The sequence below is a fragment of the Bifidobacterium catenulatum PV20-2 genome (genome assembly GCF_000800455.1).
Lineage (GTDB): Bacteria > Actinomycetota > Actinomycetes > Actinomycetales > Bifidobacteriaceae > Bifidobacterium > Bifidobacterium kashiwanohense_A.
In genome coordinates this window covers 1,977,738-1,995,860 of record NZ_CP007456.1, presented here as the reverse complement: position 1 = coordinate 1,995,860, position 18,123 = coordinate 1,977,738, and the positions used below count along the sequence as shown (strand labels likewise).

Sequence of the window (18,123 nt, the reverse complement as noted above, 5' to 3'; positions counted from 1 at the left end):
ATTGAAGATTTCGTGACACGTCGAACTTGTATAGTTGTGACTTTCTGTTTAGAATAGTGAGCGTTAACAGTGAGCGCTAACATTCCGCCGACAATGTGGTTGTGAGGCACTCGTATGCAAGGAGTTTGAAACTATGGCGCAAGAGCAGGTACTTGACGATCACATCGCGCTAACTGCCGAGAAAATCCGCGCTGGCAAGACGAGTCTGGGCATCGAATTCGGCTCCACCCGAATCAAGGCTGTGCTCATCGACGACACGTATGTCACCATTGCAACCGGCGATTACGGCTGGGCCAGCCATTTGGAAGACGGCCTGTGGAGCTACTCGCAGAAAGAAATCTGGACTGGCTTGCAGACCGCATACGCGGCGCTCGCCGAAGACGTCGAAAACGCCTATGGCGAAAAGCTCACCCGCGTGGGCCGCATCGGCTTCTCCGCCATGATGCACGGCTACCTCGCCTTCGACAAGGATGGCGAACTGCTGGTGCCGTTCCGAACCTGGCAGAACACCAACACTTTCGAAGCGCACGAAAAGCTTTCCGAACTGTTCCAGTACAACATTCCGGAACGCTGGTCCATCGCACACCTGTATCAGGCCGTGCTCGACAACGAAGAGCATATCGGCAAGGTCGATTTCTTCACCACCCTCGCAGGCTACGTGCACTGGAAGCTCACCGGCAAGAAAGTGCTCGGCGTTGGCGACGCATCCGGCATGTTCCCGATCGACCCGACCACGCACACCTACGAAACCGAATTCATCAAAAAGTTCAATGCGATTCCGGAAGTAGCAGCCCAGCCGTGGAAGCTAGCCGACCTGCTGCCGGAACCGCTGGTCGCAGGTACTCCTGCAGGCACGCTGACCGAGGAGGGCGCCAAGCTGCTCGACCCGACCGGCACGCTGCAGCCGGGCATCACGTTCGCTCCGCCGGAAGGTGACGCTGGCACCGGCATGGTGGCCACCAACTCCGTGCGCGTGCGTACCGGCAACGTTTCCGCCGGCACCTCCATCTTCGCCATGGTCGTGCTCGAACACAAGCTGGAACGTCTGCATCCGGAAGTCGACCTCGTCACCACTCCTGCCGGCGATCTTGCAGGCATGAGCCACGCCAACAACTTCACATCCGACCTCAACGCATGGGTTGGACTGTTCGGCCAATTCGCGGCCGCAATCGGCACTCCGGTCAACGCAGGTACCTTGTATGGCACGCTGTTCCGAGCCGCCATCGCGGACGATGTCGATTCCAACTGCGGCGGACTCATCAACTACCCGTTCCGCTCCGGCGAATTCCTCGCAGGGCTGCCCGAAGGCCGTCCTCTGTTCGCGCGCGGCCCGGAAGCCCGCATGAGCCTCGGCAACTTCATGCGCGCCCAGCTGTTCAGCGCATTCTCCCCGGTGAAGATCGGCATGGATGTGATGACCAAGGACGAGGGCGTTGCCGTTGACTCCCTTGTCGGCCACGGTGGCATCTTCACCACCCCGAAGGTTGCCCAGAAGATTCTCGCAGCCGCATTCGATACGCCGATCAAGGTAATGTCCACCGCTGCCGAAGGCGGCGCATGGGGCATGGCCGTGCTTGCCGATTATCTGTGGCATGCCGACCAGCCGCTCGACGAATTCCTTGACGCTCGCGTGTTCGCCGATGCCGCTTCGACCACGGAAAATCCGGATGAAGGCGATGTCGCGGGATTCGAGGAATTCTTCGATCGCTTCCGCAAGGGGCTTCCGATCGAACACACCGCAATCCAAACAATCGATTTGGAAACTAAGTAAAAACTTTTTTTTAAGAATAGAAAGGAATATTCTTATGGCTACTTTGGCTGATTATGGTCCTGAGGTGCGTGCGGAGGTCAAGCAGGTGCGTGAGGTCGTGGCGGCTTTGCACGAGCAGTTGGTCAAGTGGAACTTGGTGGTGTGGACCGCGGGCAACGTGTCGCAGCGTCTGCACACCGCGGACCTGATGGTGATCAAGCCGTCCGGCCTGCGTTACGAGTACCTGACCCCGTCGAGCATGGTGGTGTGCGATCTGGACGGCAACGTGGTGGACGGTTCCGAGGCTCCTTCCTCCGATACGGCGTCGCATGCGTACATCTACCGTCATATGCCGGATGTGTACGGCGTGGTGCACACGCATTCCACGTACGCGACGGCATGGGCGGCGACGGGCCAGAACATTCCGTGCGGTCTGACGATGATGGGCGACGAGTTCGGCGGTCCGGTTCCGGTGGGTCCGTTCCGTCTGATTGGTTCCGAGGCGATCGGCGAGGGCGTGGTCGAGACGCTCAAGGAGTATCCGAAGTCCCCGGCGGTGCTGATGCAGAACCATGGTCCGTTCACGATCGGCAAGGACGCTGAGTCCGCGGTGAAGGCGGCGGCGATGACGGAGGAGGTCGCTCATACGATGTGGGCCGCCCGCCAGCTTGGTGAGATCATTCCGATTTCCGATGAGGATATCGCGAAGTTGAATGATCGTTACACCAACGTCTACGGCCAGCACTGAGCCACAAACCCGCAAATCCGCAATCGAAATAATAATTTAAAAATTCCATAAACAACGAAGTAAAGGAACAATCACATGGCAATGGAAAACCCGTTTGAAGGCAAGGAAGTCTGGTTTGGCGTCGGATCCCAGGATCTGTACGGCGAAGAAGCGCTGCGTCAGGTGGGTGAGCAGTCCGGCGAAATCGTCGACGCACTCAACGCAACCGGCAAAATCCCGGTCAAGGTGGTGCTCAAGCCGACCCTGAAGTCCTCCGACGGCGTCAAGGCCTTCATGGTCGAAGCCTCCGCCAATCCGAACGTCATCGGTGTGATCACCTGGTGCCACACCTTCTCCCCGGCCAAGATGTGGATCCGCGGCCTCGAAGTGCTCACCAAGCCGCTGCTGCAGCTCAACACGCAGCACCACTTCGAAATCCCGTGGGAAACCATCGACATGGACTTCATGAACCTGAACCAGGCCGCACACGGCGACCGTGAGTTCGGCTACATTCTGACCCGTCTAGGCATCAACCGCAAGATTGTGGTCGGCCACTACACCGATCCGGCTGTTGCCGAAGAAATCGGCACCTGGGCACGCGCCTGCGCCGGCTGGGACGCATCCAACAACATGAAGGTCATGCGTTGGGGCGACAACATGCGCAATGTGGCCGTCACCGAAGGCGACAAGACCGAAGCCGAGCGCGTGTTCGGCGCATCCATCAACACTTGGGCAGTCAACGAACTCGTCGCAGCCTACGACGCCGTCAAGGATGACCAGGTCAAGGACATCATCGAAGACTACAAGGCCAAGTACGACGTTGACCCGGCTCTGCTCGACGCCAAGTACGACTCCCTGTTCATCGCGGCCAAGGAAGAAGCCGCTATGGTCAACATGATGCGCGCTAACGGCTGCACCGCCGGCGTCGACAACTTCGAAGACCTGGGCGCCCTCCCGCAGCTGCCGGGAGTTGGCCCGCAGCGCTTCCCGTCCGAGTACGGCTTCGGCTTCTCCGCCGAAGGCGACTGGAAGACCGCCGTGCTCGTGCGCATCGGCGCAGTGATGGGCTACGGCCTCGAAGGTGGTGCTTCCCTCATGGAAGACTATTCCTACAATTTCACCCCGGGCAACGAGATGATCATGGGCTCCCACATGCTTGAAGTCTCCCCGTCCGTCGGCACCATCGCCAAGCCGAAGCTGGAAATCCACCCGCTCGGCATCGGTGGCAAGGCCGATCCGGTGCGTTTGGTCTTCACTGTCGCCCCGAAGAAGGATGCCGTTGTCGTGTCCATGTCTGACGTGCGCGAACGTTTCCGCCTGACCATGAACCTGGTCGACGTGGTCGAGCCGCTCGGAGAGCTCAAGCAGTTGCCGTGCGCCCGTGGTCTGTGGAAGCCGCAGCCGAACCTCAAGACCTCCGCCGAGTGCTGGCTGCGTTCCGGCGCCTCCCACCACACTTGCATGACCACCTCCGTTGGTCGTGAGGCTTGGGAAGACTTCGCCCGCATTGCCGGTGTCGAGCTCGCCACCATCGACGCGAACACCAAGGTCGCAGAATTCGAGCGTGACCTGGAGATCTCCGAAATGTATCACCGCCTCAACAACCGTCACTGACATAACGGAGCGTTAACGGTACGGCAGAAGACTCGACGTACCCTCGTACGCCTTCGTCTTCTGTCGCACCGTTACCGCACGCGTTATGCACTGACGGAACCGTCACTGATTGTCGCTTTACTGACAATGGCTGATGGAGTGTCGTTAGGCATTCCTGATTCATCACTAATCTCTGCCGTATGAGCGCCGGCAGGTCGGATCACTTCCGATCTCCGACGCTCGTTTGCATTCCTTGAAAGTTGTACAGACAGAACAAAAGCGTGGGGTACGAGAGAACGTTTGTATTCTCTCGCACCCCACGCTTTTATGTATTATGCGATTCAGCGTTTGCCGGAGTACAGCTGCTGATCGATCACCTGCGCGAACACGCGGTTCACTGCCGGACGCACCACTTTCAGCGACGGGGTCAGGCACTTGTTTTCCTGCGTGAACTGGGTATCTAGCACTACGAACTTTCGTACGGATTCGGCGCGCGAAACCGTTGCGTTCGCCTTGTCCACATACTTCTGAATCTCATCGTGAACGGCAGCGACGGTCGCGATGCGGTCGAGCGGAGTGTCTGCAGACAATCCCACGGACGGCAGCCAAGCTGCCAATCCTTCCGGATCCAGCGTGATCAGCGCACCGACGAACGGGCGATTGTCGCCGACAACCACCGCATGCTCCACAATCGGACATTTCACGATCTCCTGCTCCATCGGAATCGGGGAGACGTTCTTACCGCCGGCAGTGATGATGATGTCCTTCTTACGGCCGGTGATCGTAATACGTCCCTCGTCGTCAATCGACGCCAAATCACCCGTTTTCAGCCACCCATCCTCGGTGAACGCTTCCGCCGTCTTCTCAGGCAGATTGTGGTAGCCCCTGAACACGTTCGGGCCCTTCACCTGAAGTTCGCCATCATCGGAAATGCGCACAGATGATCCCGGAGCCGGTTGGCCAACAGTGCCGATCACATTGTCGGTGACGCGGTTGGCTGCGAACGGCGCAGCGGTTTCCGTCATACCGTAACCCTGAATCATCGGCAGGCCGATACCGTTGAAGAAATGCGCCAGAGACACGTCCAGAGGAGCGCCGCCGCATGCCACGTAGCGGATGCGCGGGCCGAGAGCACTACGCACGGTACGGTATACGGAAGCCTCATACGAGAGATGTTCGGCGGTCTGCTTCATGGTCGGCTGCTCACCGGCCTGCTGCATGCGCGACCAATCGCGTGCGGCTTCGGCCGCCTTGAGGAACAGACGTCCCTTCCAGCCCATGCCGGCCTTGCGGGAGGCCGCGTTATACACCTTCTCGAACACTCGTGGTACGCCTAGCAGATATGTCGGTTCGAAGGAACGCAAATCGGGCAGCAACGTCTTTGTGTCCGGCAGATAGCCGACCACGCCGTCGTCGGAAGCGATCGACGCGTACTGGATGAACCGTGCGAAACAGTGGGCGAGCGGCAGGAAGAGAAGCAGTCGCGGATGATCTTCGAGAACGATCTCATGCAACGCCAGACTGCCCGCGCGCGTGATCGATATGAAATTGCGGTGCGAAAGCTCGGCACCCTTTGGAGCTCCCGTCGAACCGGACGTGTACACGATGGTGGCCAGATCGTCTGCATGCACCGAATCGATGCGCGCTTCCAGCTCCTCGTCGGACACGGTGACCCCCAAGCCTTCCAACGCGCCCATGGCGTTGGAATCGAGCATCAGAATGTGCTTGAGAGACGGGCAGCGGTCGATTACGGAGTCGAGACGGTCGAAGCGCTCGCGATTGTCGGCGATGGCCAGTTTCACATCCGAATCGTTGAGAATGCGCTCGGCCTGCGCCGCGGAATCAGTGTCGTAGATCGGCACGTTCACTGCGCCGATGGCGGCCAGTGCAAAGTCGAGCACGCCCCACTCGTAGCGGGTGGTGGAGAAGATGGTGACGGCGTCGCCCTTGGCGATGCCGAACGCGATAAGACCTTTGGCGGCGGCGATCACATCCTTGTGGAATTCGCCGGTAGTGACCTTCGCCCATTGGCCGGGGGCGGTTTTGTGTTCCGCGATTACGGTATCCTCGCCAGTGCGCGCGATGCGTCCGGTAAGCAGGGAATAGATGGATTCGTCGTCGCGCACCTCAACGGATTCGCCCGGGGTGGTGTACTCGGTGAGCATGAAGCGTTCTCTTTCTCGCGGTTTTTGCGTTGTTTCCGCGTATTTCTGCTTGTGATGCGTGCGGGAGCGGTACAAACCGTGTGTCCGCGTTTCCTACCCCTTGCGCACCTCGCACATTCTAAGTTACGGAGCCGTAAGTCTGCATTGTGAGAAGCGACAAGAAATATTTCATCAACTTTGTATGAACTGACAAATGGTGCTATTCCGTCAAAAATCAAGTGTTTGGTGGCGTGCTGTATTCGTTCGAAAAAGGCTTGACGTAACGGTTGCGGGGGAGCTGTCATGCTTTCCAGATATCCCCGAAATGACCGTAAAACCAGCGAAATGCGAAGAAATGGTGGTGCGAGCGATTTTTATCGAGTACACTCACGAGTGACGCAATTTACCCCTTGCGTCAGAGGGCTGCTTGCTCAACGGCGAACATCCAGCCTTTTTATTCTTTCGCTGTTTCGCTGGTCGTGTGGCATGTGCCGCACGTGGGGTTATTGGCCAAAATGTGTGTCTGGTGGTATGGGGTTAGTCGGTGGTGTTGGGGTATTTTACGCGGGTGTGGAATTCGTTCCAGTCGATGCCGGTGCCGTACCGGTTGGGGATGCCGTAGGTTTCGTATGCGCCTTGTGGGCTGTGTTCCCATGCTTTGCGGTAGAGTTCCTCGATCTGCTGGTCACTGATGGCGTTGGTTATGAGCCATGAGGCTGGTTTGGGCTGTCGGGTGTGTTGATAACACCACCAGCAGATCGCCTTGATTCGGCGCAACAGGCTTAATCCCCGGTGGTGGCGGAGCATGTCGCGGATCCGCCCGTTCCATGACTCGATGAGGTTGTTCGTCGCTGGGATCGGCGTGGTGCAACCCTTGGGTGGTTCCAGGAACGTGAACAGGTGGTTCTCGCGGATACGTCTGCGGATCATGCGTTTGGCTTTGACGAGGCGTTGGTGCTGGTCGGCTATGGTACCGTCCGCGTACGTGCTCTTCTCGTCAAGGAACGCGTCGTACGTTTGCTCCCACTGGTTGTAGGAGGCGAGCCATGCGGCCGCGGCATCCGTGTCCGTCACGCGGCTCAAGGCGACAGCAATCTTCCGCAGTTGTTTGCCTGCCTCGGACCTTGGCTTGATTCCGGTGAGCTGGGTGATGTTCATGCACACGTGAAACAAGCACCGCTGCACCTTGGTATCAGGCCAGTGCTCGCGCAATGCCTTCAGAATGCCACCGCCCCCGTCGACCACCACCGCCAGTGGCGGGGCGATCCTGGCCATGAGATGAGCCCACGCGGCAGCGGTCTCGCTTTTGGCGACGTACCAGCCGATCACATGCCCGCAGGCGATCGCTATCAACACGACCGCATCCCGATGCAAGTGAATACCGTCCAAATGCACCACGTCATACACCTCGTCGACCAGCGGAACCGGCGGCCACAGGCTCCATAACAACTCGTTCATCCGGCGCAGCGTGCGCGCCGGGATCGCATACTCGGCCTGGCTTTGCTTGGACAACAACCAGCGCAGCGACGTCTCCAGATCCGCCGCCCGCCGATCATAGCCGCGCGACAGCGAGCTACCGCAGCCGGGATCCTTGCACCGCCAGCGCGTCCTACCGGCCGAGGTCTTTCCGTTCTTCTTCATCGTGGTGTGACATCCGGGACACAGAGGAATTCTCATACCTTTCAGACAACCACATTCAAACGCTCCTCACGCCTACTGTTATAAGACGTCCCAACCGGTTTCAGACACACATTTTGGCCGACCTGGAAAGTCCCCTCCATCACATTCAAATACCTCCAGACCCTTGCAGCACAAGGCCTCAGAGACAATTCCAGACACACATTTTGGCCAATAACCCCGCACGTGCGCTTGGTTCGTGTGTTGTTGCTGAAAATGCGTTTGCGATTGCTATGTGCGATGAGCTCTTGACGTTTCTGTTTTCGGGCGGATAGGCTGAATCGAGAGACATGGTGATGCGGGCGCGCAAATTGAACCGCGTGAATGTGAAGGAAAGGATTTCGATGTTTGACAAACGGCTGTTTTCCCTCGCTCCCGGCGTGGGGCGGTTGGTTGCGGCGAAAGTGCTCTGTCAATGGATCGGACTGCTGTCCAACGTCGTGTTCGTAGTGACGGTGGTGGTCATGCTTTCACCGGCGCTTGCCGTGGTGGAATCGGCGTTCGACCCCATGTTCTCCATGGGTGATAGTGGCCTGATTTCCCGCATGTTCGTCGGCTTTGGCTACGGCGGATTCAGCGCGGAAGCGTACGTCGGATGCGTGTTGGCGATTGTGGTCTGTGCAGTGCTGCGGTTTCTGATGATGCGCGCCGCGGCCTATTTTGGCGCGGAAGCGGCCGAGCGTGTCAAACTCGCGTTACGTGAACAACTTTTTAATAAAATGCTTGCGATTGGACCATCATATTCGCAACATATCAGCACTGCCGACGTGGTGCAATCTGCCGGTGAAGGCATCGAACAAATCCAAAGCTTCTTCGAATTATTCCTACCGCAACTGTTTTATGCGATTCTCGCGCCGGTAACGTTATTTTTTATAGTTGCGCCGATTAATATGCCGACGGCTGTTACATTGCTTGTATGCGCGCCGTTGATTGTATTGATTGTTGGCATGGTCGCAATGCGTGCAGCCCGAGTATTCAAAAAATATTGGGGCAAATACACCGACATGGGATCTATGTTTCTTGACAATGTACAAGGTCTTGAAACGCTGAAAACTTTTGACGCGGATGCTCATGCCGCCAAGAAAATGAACGAGCAGGCGGAACAATTCCGCGTAATGACCATGAATGTTCTGCAAATTCAGCTGCGCTCGCTCACCGCCATGGACGTCGTTGCATACGGGGGTGCCGCGGCCGGCGTGGGCGTGGCGATCTGGCAGTATGCGAACGGTGCCGCATTGCCGCTTGCCGGCGTGCTGCTAATAGTGCTTCTTTCCGCGGATTTCTTCATTCCGCTGCGCCAATTGGGTTCGTTCTTCCATGTTGCGATGAACGGTATGACTTCGACCAAGCGTATTTTCGCATTGCTTGATACGCCGATTCCTGCGCACGGAATGCAGGGAATGCCGGAATTCGGCGCTTCCGATAACGGTGTGGACGTGTGCTTTGATGACGTGTCGTTCCGATATGCGGACGTGGGCGCGGACGTTGCGGCGGCTGTGGTTGGTGCTGGAAAAACAGGCATGTCGAAAGATGACGATGGTTCGGTCGTCGCATTGCATGGCGTCTCTTTCACTGCGCGGCGCGGGCAGGTGACCGCCATCGTCGGTCCGTCCGGATCCGGCAAATCTACCGCCGTCGAACTGCTCTCCGGAAATCTTTCCGGATATGAAGGACGTATGTGGCTGCTGTCCGGAAATGCAGGAAACAACTCGACGCAACGGTACCAAATCAACGATCTTTCCATCGAATCCCTTACGAGAGAAATCGCCATCGTGGCGGCGCAAAGCCACCTTTTTGCAGGAACGTTGCGCGACAATCTGCTGATGGCCAAGCCGAATGCCACCGAAAGCGAACTGTGGCAAGCGCTGGAAGCGGCGCACATCGACGAATTCGTGCGTGCGCAATCGCAAGAACTTGACCTGGCCATCGAACAGGGCGCAAGTAACCTGTCTGGCGGACAAAAACAGCGCATCGCCATCGCGCGCGCATTGCTGCGGGAGTCTGCCGTCTACATTTTCGACGAAGCCACCAGCAGCGTCGATGTGGAAAGCGAAACCCTGATTCTGCAAACCATTCGTGCGCTTGCCGATCGCGGCAAAACCGTGATCATGGTGACGCATCGCATGGCGAATGCAGCCGACGCCGATCATGTGGTGGTGTTCGAACGCGGGCGAGTGGCGGAACAGGGCATGCACGCGGAACTCATGTGCGCCAACGGAACATACGCCAAACTGTTCCACGCCCAACAAACCGTGGAAAACGTAGGAATGCGGCCGCAAATCCAACAGCTCACATCCGCAACCGGCGTAACTTCAGCTTGCGCACCCAACATGTCCGATTCTCCCGAATCGGACAGCCAGCGTACCGAAACCGTGCCTTGTATGTCCGTTTCTGCAGAATCGGACGTACAGGGTATGCCTACGTCGCGCCTTATCGCGCGGTTGTTGAAGGAAGTCGGACCGCTGCGTAGGTACATGATCGTCGCATGTGTTTGCGGCGCGCTCGGCCACCTCGCCGCCACTTTCCTGCCGGTATTCGGCATTGCGGCGGCTGTCGCGGCTGTCGGCTCGCCCATCTGGAATCTCAGCGTTCCCGCAGCGCTCACCGCCATGGCCGTCTGCGCGCTGATCCGCGGCGGCATGCGCTATGCCGAACAGTTCATGAACCACAATGTAGCGTTCCGCCTGCTCGCATTGTTCCGTACGAAAGCCTTCGCGGCCCTGCGGCGTCTCGCCCCGGCCAAACTTGCGGGCAAAGGTAAGGGCGACCTGATCGCGCTGGTCACCACCGACGTGGAGCTGTTGGAAATCTTCTTCGCGCACACCATCAGCCCGATCGTCATCGCTGTTGTGACCATCGTCGTCTACACACTCGCATTGCTCACCCTGAGTGCACCCCTCGCGGTGACGCTGGTCATCGCGCACCTCACAGTCGGCGTCGTACTACCAAAGTTGTTCGCGTCGGCGGTGCGAGGCGTCGGTCCGGAACTTCGCAAGGAATCCGCCGCCCTCGACGACGAAATGCTTGACGATATGCGTGGTATCGGCGAAATCATCCGCTTCGGTCAAGGTAGTGCCCGGCTCGCTTCCATCGCTCGGCGCACCCTTTCGCTGTGGGGCAAACGTTTGCGATTGAGTGCGAAGAATGGTGATTTTGCAGGATTGGGTGCGGTATTGGTGATGCTGTTTACCGCGATTACTGCTTTCCTTGTGATGACGTTGTGCACTGCGGTTTCCACTGCCGCCGATATGCCGGAAGGCCTGATTTGGATGGGCTCCGTGGATTCGAACGCTCCTGCGTTGGTTGCGGCTTTCGTATTGCTTACCAGCTCGTTTGGTCCGACGCTTGCATTGAGCGCGCTGCCGGCGAATTTGACGCAAACGTTCGCTTCGGCGCGTCGCCTGTTTGCGTTGATGGATGAGACCCCCGCTGTGGTTGAGCAGGGTGCCGAACGCCCGGAATATCAAGGTATGACAATGAGCGACGTCACATTCGGCTACGGTTCCAGTGCCCACACTTCTGGCGGCCGCACTTCCGACAGTGCCTCGCAACCCGTGCTCGACCATGTTTCACTCGATGTTCCACGGCATGGCATTCTTGGCATTCAAGGCCCGTCCGGCCGTGGAAAATCAACGATGCTGAAGCTGCTCATGCGCTATTGGGATCCGGATTCCGGCACGATTGCGCTATCGAATATTCCATTGCCTCAGGTTGACGCTAGCTGGCGTCGCCGTGTGCAGACGATGATGGGGCAGGAAACTTACCTTTTTGACGGTACGATTCGAGAGAACCTCACCATTGCCTGCAATTCTGCCGATTCCGCAGCGTCCGCCATCCCCGATTCCGTATTGCGCGAGGCGCTCGCCAAGGCATCCGCGCTCGAGTTGGTCGATGCGCTGCCGAACGGCTTGGATACGCAGGTTGGCGAGCTGGGCGGCCGCCTTTCGGAGGGTGAAAAGCAGCGCATCGGATTGGCCCGCATGTTCCTGCGTGACGCCGATTTGGTGCTCTTCGACGAGCCGACGAGCCGTCTCGACGCCTATAACGAGTCGGTGATTCTTGGATCGGTCAACAATCTAGCTGAGCAGGGGAGTGCCGTCGTGCTGGTGTCGCACCGCGATTCCACCATGCGCGTCGCCGATCGCATATTGCGTATGTAGAGCGTTACGCAAGTACGTGCGCATCGCACCCCTGTCCGCAATGTGGTCGTATGAAAATCGTGCGTCATTCGTATTTCTTATAACGTGCGTCGAAAGCGCTGCCGAAAGGCACTGTGCGCGCGAATCGAAAGCAAACAACGTATGACAGGTAAGAAAAGCGGGCGAAATCGTGGAATCGTCGACGGAATCGAAATCGTAAGAAAATGAAACAATCATGAAAATGATTGTCAAAATTTAAGAAAAGCAACTTTTTGAGACGTGCAAATATTCAGTTCACATGATTTTGTAATGAAAAATCGTTAGTATCTGTGTCAAGAGATATCCGCTCTGCAGAAGAGTGGAATACGATTCGACGAAAGGCTGGCGATGGCCAACAACAGGAACGAACTGAACAAGAATCTGGCGCAGATGCTCAAGGGTGGCGTGATCATGGACGTCACCACCCCGGAGCAGGCGAAGATCGCACAGGACGCGGGCGCATGCGCGGTGATGGCGCTCGAACGCATTCCGGCCGATATTCGTGCTGCCGGCGGCGTTTCCCGCATGAGCGATCCGGCCATGATCAAGGGCATTCAGGAAGCCGTGTCCATTCCGGTCATGGCAAAGGTTCGTATCGGTCATGTTGCCGAAGCCCGCATTCTGCAGGCCATCGAAATCGATTACATCGATGAATCCGAAGTGCTGAGCCCCGCGGACGATGTGTACCACATTGACAAGAACCAGTTCGACGTGCCGTTCGTGTGCGGCGCGAAGAATCTGGGCGAAGCGCTGCGCCGTATCGCCGAGGGCGCATCCATGATCCGCACCAAGGGCGAGCCGGGCACCGGCGATGTGATCCAGGCCGTGCGCCACATGCGCACCATGAATAAGCAGATCCGCGAACTCGTCTCCCTGCGCGACGACGAGGTGTACGAGGCCGCCAAGCAGCTGGCGGTGCCGTACGATCTGGCCAAGTACGTGCACGACAATGGCCGTCTGCCGGTCGTCAACTTCGCCGCCGGTGGCGTGGCTACTCCGGCCGATGCCGCACTCATGATGGAGCTGGGTGCCGAAGGCGTGTTCGTCGGTTCCGGCATCTTCAAGTCCGGAGATCCGGCCAAGCGTGCCGCCGCCATCGTGCAGGCCACCGCCAATTGGCAGGACGCCGATCTACTTGCACGCCTTTCCGAGAACCTCGGTGAGGCCATGGTCGGCATCAACGAAGATGAGATTGAAACCATCATGGCCGCCCGCGGCGAGTGATTTCGCTGTGATTTCACGTATTGCGGGCGGATGGGGTGTGACTATCGGCTGCCTTATGCCGCCCGTTTTGCGTGATTCGTGATGGTCTCGATGGGTTTGGGTAAGGAGATCCGATGGTTGTTGCCGTTGAATACATTTCGAAGGAAGAATCGGCCGACGTTGCCGAAGGTGCGGCTTCCGCGCAACATGGCGTGACTGGCATTCTTGCGGTGCAGGGTGCGTTCGCCGAGCATGCCGCGATGCTGGATCGGCTTGGCGCACCGTGGAAACTGCTGCGTGCCGCCGAGGATTTCGACGATTCAATCGATCGCGTGATTCTGCCTGGCGGCGAAAGCACCACGCAGGGCAAGTTGTTGCGTTCGACCGGCCTGTTTGAGCCAATCGCAGCACATATCGCCGCCGGAAAACCGGTGTTCGGCACGTGCGCGGGCATGATTCTGCTGGCCCGCAAGCTGGATAACGATTCGAACGTCTACTTCGGTGCGTTGGACGCTGTCGTGCGCCGCAATGCGTACGGCCGTCAGCTGGGCTCGTTCGTTGCGACCGCCGATTTCGGTTCCGCTACTGGCGATTCCGCCGTCCCGGTTGCGTCGGGTGAGCACGTTCCGGAAAGTGCCGCTTCCGAGTCCATCGTACTGAAGGATTTCCCACTGGTGTTCATCCGTGGACCGTTCGTGGCCGAGGTTGGGCCGTCCGCGACCATTGAGACCTCGGTCGACGGTAATGTGGTCGGTTTGCGCCAGGGCAACATCCTCGCCACCGCGTTCCACCCGGAGCTCACCGAAGACACCCGCATTCACGAGCTGTTCCTCAACCTGTAAATCCGTAGTCTGTAGCGTAGTGGAATAGCCATTTTCGGCGGCTCCGAGGGTACCCTTGGAGCCGCCGTTTTTATACGCGGTTTGCGGGTTGTTTAGGTTTATCTGGGTTTATCTGGGTTTATTCGGAACTCTCCGGTCCTCGTCGGAGATTTTCGCGTTCCTTCCCGTTTTGTGGCTTTGTACCCGCTCATAGGAGATATCCTCAGGCTTCCGACGTCTCTGGGCATGCCTTGGCTGCCTTGTCTATTTCGAAAGAGTCGAATTTTCAAACGAGAAACTGGCTTTTTCGTATACGGGGGCACTGTTCAAACGGTTTTAAGGCGATTTTATACCCCCGTTTATGAAATGTCCCGTATTTTTTATCATTTTCGACTTTTTCGCGTAGGGGGCAACAAAGGGCATAGTTGGTTACTCCCTCTTGCATCCAGAACTGATGCGTGGATTTTCCGATGAGCTCGCAACCCGTCCGAAAATGGGGAACTTGCTCAGAAATGGACTCACATCAATCCACAGGAATATCCACATTCATTGATCCAAATGGATTCTGCCATGGGTTATCCACGGCCGACACGCCTTTATCGTGCGATTTTTGCATTCTCCGACCACAACCCCGGTTCGGCTGGACAACTACGAATGTGCTTCAATATCGTCGAAACATGAATGAGATGTACAAACCTTTGATGGCTCGATCCCTTGAAGAAAGGCAGTCCATCACTTGGGAAGCGTGCCGTGAGGCTGTGTTGCTCGGTCCAATCAGCCATATTTCGGCTGTTGATATGTGGAAGGTCGAACGGCCGTCGCAAACGAATTTTGTTTCGGACAAGCTACATGTCACCGTTTCGGATCCCCGATTGAGTCGTCTTGCTTCACCGGATGCTTATGTGCATTGCTGGTCGGGGCTTGATTCAAGGCATATTCGATACACGACTGATGGCATTGGAGTCCTGAATGCGGAAGCGACATGGGCGTTGATGGCAAAAGGCACGCAGGTTGATGGATTGACGGAATTGGGGGAATCGATGATTCGTCATGGCAGGACCACCGAGTCGAAGTTGCGTGATTTCGTGGAACATGAGACGTTTCAATGCAAGGCAAAATGTTACGACGCGCTTACGTTGATGGACTCGAGCAGCGATTCGCCTAAAGAGACGCAGACGCGGCTTTGTTTATATTCTTACGGATTGTGGGGTTTCACATCGAATTACACTGTTCCGGGAATCGCATTCGATAATGGTGCCGCGATTACGCTCGATTTGGCCGATCCGGAATTGCTGATCGGCATCGAGTATGACGGCGACCATCACCGCACGGACCGGACGCAATGGCGTCGCGATGCATGGAAGCGTAGGCAGTTGGAAAGCATGGGATGGACGGTCGTCTCGGTTACTCAGCTTGATTTGTCGGATGAGCCGCACCGTGCCGCGTTTGCGATGAATATCGCCGCCATCCGCGCGCGCAAGTTGGGACGTCCGATTGCGTTGAGCACGCCGCTTCCGTGGAGAAAGGTGGCCTGTCGTATGCGAAGAATGAGGAGAATCTGACTTTTTCGCGTATGGGGGTATGTTTTTGATAATTTTGAGCTATATTCATACCCTCTATTCTGTGTTGATTGAGATTTTTGCCTCATGATCTGACTTTTTCGCGTAGGAGGGTAGAGTTGTTGGAATTCGGCGTTGCGTGACGTGTTTCTCGGAAATGTCGGGTGGATGGGAATGTTATCGGACACGCAATCGAAATTGACAGAATCGCAGAAACATCTATTATAAAAGCATTGTCAATAGATACACAGTTGTATCAAGTATGTTCGGAAAGGTGAGGACGTGCAGACCTTCAACGATGAGAGCAAAGAAAACAACAAATCCAAAGAACCCGACCATACCAGTAACTCCGATAATCCCAATCGTCAGCCCTTCAAATGGCCGGAATTGCTGACCGATAACGGCAAAGGCATCGCATACGGCGGTGACTACAATCCGGACCAGTGGTCGGAAAGTGTGTGGGACGACGATGTCCGCCTGATGAAGCAGGCCGGTGTCAACACCGTGGCCGTGGCAATTTTCAGCTGGGATCGCATTCAGCCGGAAGAAAACCGTTGGGATTTCGGGTGGCTCGACCGTATCATCGACAAGCTCGGCAAAGCCGGCATTGCGGTTGACCTGGCATCCGCAACCGCAACTGCACCGCTGTGGCTGTACGAAAAGCACCCGGAAGTGCTTCCGCGAGACAAATTCAGTCACCCCGTCAACGCTGGATCCCGCCAATCCTGGAGTCCGACAAGCCCGGTATTCAAGGGATACGCGCTCACCCTGTGCCGCAAGCTGGCCGAACGTTACGGCACCAACCCGTACGTCACCGCATGGCATATGGGCAACGAATACGGCTGGAACAACCGTTACGACTATTCCGACAACGCGCTCAACGCATTCCGCCTGTGGTGCGAGCGTAAATATGGCACCATCGAAAACCTCAACAAGGCGTGGGGCACTACCTTCTGGGGTCAGGAAATGAACGGATTCCACGAAGTGCTCATCCCGCGCTTCATGGGTGCCGATTCCATGGTGAACCCCGGTCAAAAGCTTGATTTCGAACGCTTCGGCAACGATATGCTGCTCGACTTCTACAAGGCTGAACGTGATGCAATCGCCGAAATCTGCCCCGACAAGCCGTTCACCACAAACTTCATGGTCTCCACCGACCAGTGCTGCATGGATTATGCCGACTGGGCCGAAGAAGTCAATTTCGTGTCGAACGACCACTACTTCCACGAGGGCGAATCCCATATCGACGAGCTGTTTTGCTCCGACGCTCTGATGGATTCCCTCGCACTCGGCAAGCCGTGGTATGTGATGGAACACTCCACTTCGGCCGTGCAATGGAAGCCGCTCAACGCACGCAAGCGCAAGGGTGAAACCGTACGCGACTCCATCGCGCACGTGGCCATGGGCGCCGACGCCATCAACTTCTTCCAGTGGCGTGCCTCCGCATTCGGTGCCGAATCCTTCCACTCCGCGCTCGTGCCCCACGCAGGCGAAAACACCAAACTGTTCCGTCAGGTGTGCGAACTGGGCGCAGCGCTGAAAACCCTCGGCGATGCTGGCGTGCAAGGCACCGAATTGGAACTCTCCGACACGGCAATCCTGTTCAGCGCGGAATCTGAATGGGCCACACGCTCCGAAACCCTGCCAAGCATGAAACTCAACCATTGGCATGACGTACGCGACTGGTACCGCGCGTTCCTCAACGCAGGCACCCGCGCCGACATTGTGCCCCTGAAATACGATTGGAGCTCGTACAAGACCGTCGTATTGCCGACTGTGATCATGCTCAGCGCCGAAGACACGCAGCGTTTGGCTGATTTCGCAGCCGCGGGCGGCCGTGTGGTCGTCGGCTACGCAACCGGACTGATCGACGAGAACTTCCACACCTGGCTCGGCGGATACCCGGGAGCCGGCGATGGCCTACTGCGTGAAATGCTCGGCATTCGCGGCGAAGAATTCAACATTCTCGGCGCCGAAGCCGAAGGCGAGCCCGCTGAGATTCGTTTGAGCTCCGGAGCGGTCACTCGCCTGTGGCAAAACGACGTGAACGTCGACGGTGAACACACGCAAGTGCTGGCCACCTACGAAGGTGAGGAAGCCGACGAATGGGAACTCGACGGCACCGCCGCAATCACCCACAATCCGTACGGTTCCGGCGAAACGTACTTCGTCGGATGCGATCTCAACGTGGCCGATCTCACGCAATTCGTGAGCGCCAATATCGTGGAAGATTCTGCGGATCCGGTCAATCTCGACGTGCTGCACACCGTACGCAAGTCCGCAGACGCAACCTTCGATTTCTACCTTCCGCGAGGCAAGAAAGAAATCGCATTGCAGGGCATCGACGGTGAGCCGGTCTACCTGTTCCAAACGGAAGCAGGGGAGCAAGCGGGCAGCTATACCGTGCATCGCAACGGTGTGCTCGTCGTAAAGCGCGCGTAATCCCGCATGATTCCGCATGATTGATTGCG

10 protein-coding genes are annotated in these 18,123 nt (G+C 57.3%); 8 read left to right on the top strand and 2 right to left on the bottom strand.

Annotated features, from left to right (window positions below):
- Window positions 1–133: 133 nt before the first annotated feature.
- From AH68_RS08555 to araA, 3 genes are all read left to right on the top strand, one after another.
- On the top strand, window positions 134–1,771 hold the full coding sequence (locus AH68_RS08555; protein ID WP_039199227.1) for a xylulokinase: 1,638 nt from the start codon (window positions 134–136) through the stop codon (window positions 1,769–1,771).
- A gap of 34 nt (window positions 1,772–1,805) precedes the next feature.
- The gene (locus AH68_RS08550) at window positions 1,806–2,498 is read left to right on the top strand and encodes an L-ribulose-5-phosphate 4-epimerase (protein WP_039199226.1); all 693 of its coding nucleotides are present in this window, start codon (window positions 1,806–1,808) and stop codon (window positions 2,496–2,498) included.
- Window positions 2,499–2,573: 75 nt separating this feature from the next.
- Window positions 2,574–4,091: an L-arabinose isomerase gene (gene araA / locus AH68_RS08545; RefSeq protein WP_039199224.1), complete on the top strand. Its 1,518-nt coding sequence runs from the start codon at window positions 2,574–2,576 to the stop codon at window positions 4,089–4,091.
- Between the two features lie 320 nt (window positions 4,092–4,411).
- On the opposite strand, the gene AH68_RS08540 is transcribed toward araA, so the two are convergent.
- Window positions 4,412–6,235, bottom strand: coding sequence for an AMP-dependent synthetase/ligase (locus AH68_RS08540; RefSeq protein ID WP_039200033.1), 1,824 nt, complete (start codon window positions 6,233–6,235; stop codon window positions 4,412–4,414).
- Window positions 6,236–6,751: 516 nt separating this feature from the next.
- Complete coding sequence (locus AH68_RS08535) at window positions 6,752–7,891, bottom strand: IS1249 family transposase (protein ID WP_039197933.1); 1,140 nt, start codon at window positions 7,889–7,891, stop codon at window positions 6,752–6,754.
- 344 nt (window positions 7,892–8,235) lie between these two features.
- Between AH68_RS08535 and AH68_RS08530 the strand changes: the two genes are divergently transcribed.
- The 5 genes from AH68_RS08530 (at window position 8,236) to AH68_RS08510 (ending at window position 18,094) form a co-directional block, all read left to right on the top strand.
- Window positions 8,236–12,051, top strand: coding sequence for a thiol reductant ABC exporter subunit CydD/CydC (locus tag AH68_RS08530; RefSeq protein ID WP_039200031.1), 3,816 nt, complete (start codon window positions 8,236–8,238; stop codon window positions 12,049–12,051).
- A 366-nt stretch (window positions 12,052–12,417) separates the two neighbouring features.
- Window positions 12,418–13,293 carry a pyridoxal 5'-phosphate synthase lyase subunit PdxS gene (gene pdxS / locus AH68_RS08525; RefSeq protein ID WP_004223372.1) on the top strand — a complete coding sequence of 292 codons (876 nt, stop codon included), beginning with the start codon at window positions 12,418–12,420 and terminating at the stop codon, window positions 13,291–13,293.
- A gap of 113 nt (window positions 13,294–13,406) precedes the next feature.
- Entirely contained in the window at window positions 13,407–14,114 is a 708-nt protein-coding gene (gene pdxT, locus AH68_RS08520) for a pyridoxal 5'-phosphate synthase glutaminase subunit PdxT (RefSeq protein ID WP_039199221.1), read from the top strand.
- A 680-nt stretch (window positions 14,115–14,794) separates the two neighbouring features.
- Window positions 14,795–15,655 (top strand): hypothetical protein, encoded by an 861-nt coding sequence (locus AH68_RS08515; RefSeq protein WP_236682398.1) that lies wholly within the window; start codon window positions 14,795–14,797, stop codon window positions 15,653–15,655.
- Window positions 15,656–16,039: 384 nt separating this feature from the next.
- A complete protein-coding gene (locus AH68_RS08510) occupies window positions 16,040–18,094 on the top strand; it encodes a beta-galactosidase (protein WP_039200027.1) in 2,055 nt (684 codons plus the stop codon).
- Window positions 18,095–18,123 lie beyond the last annotated feature (29 nt).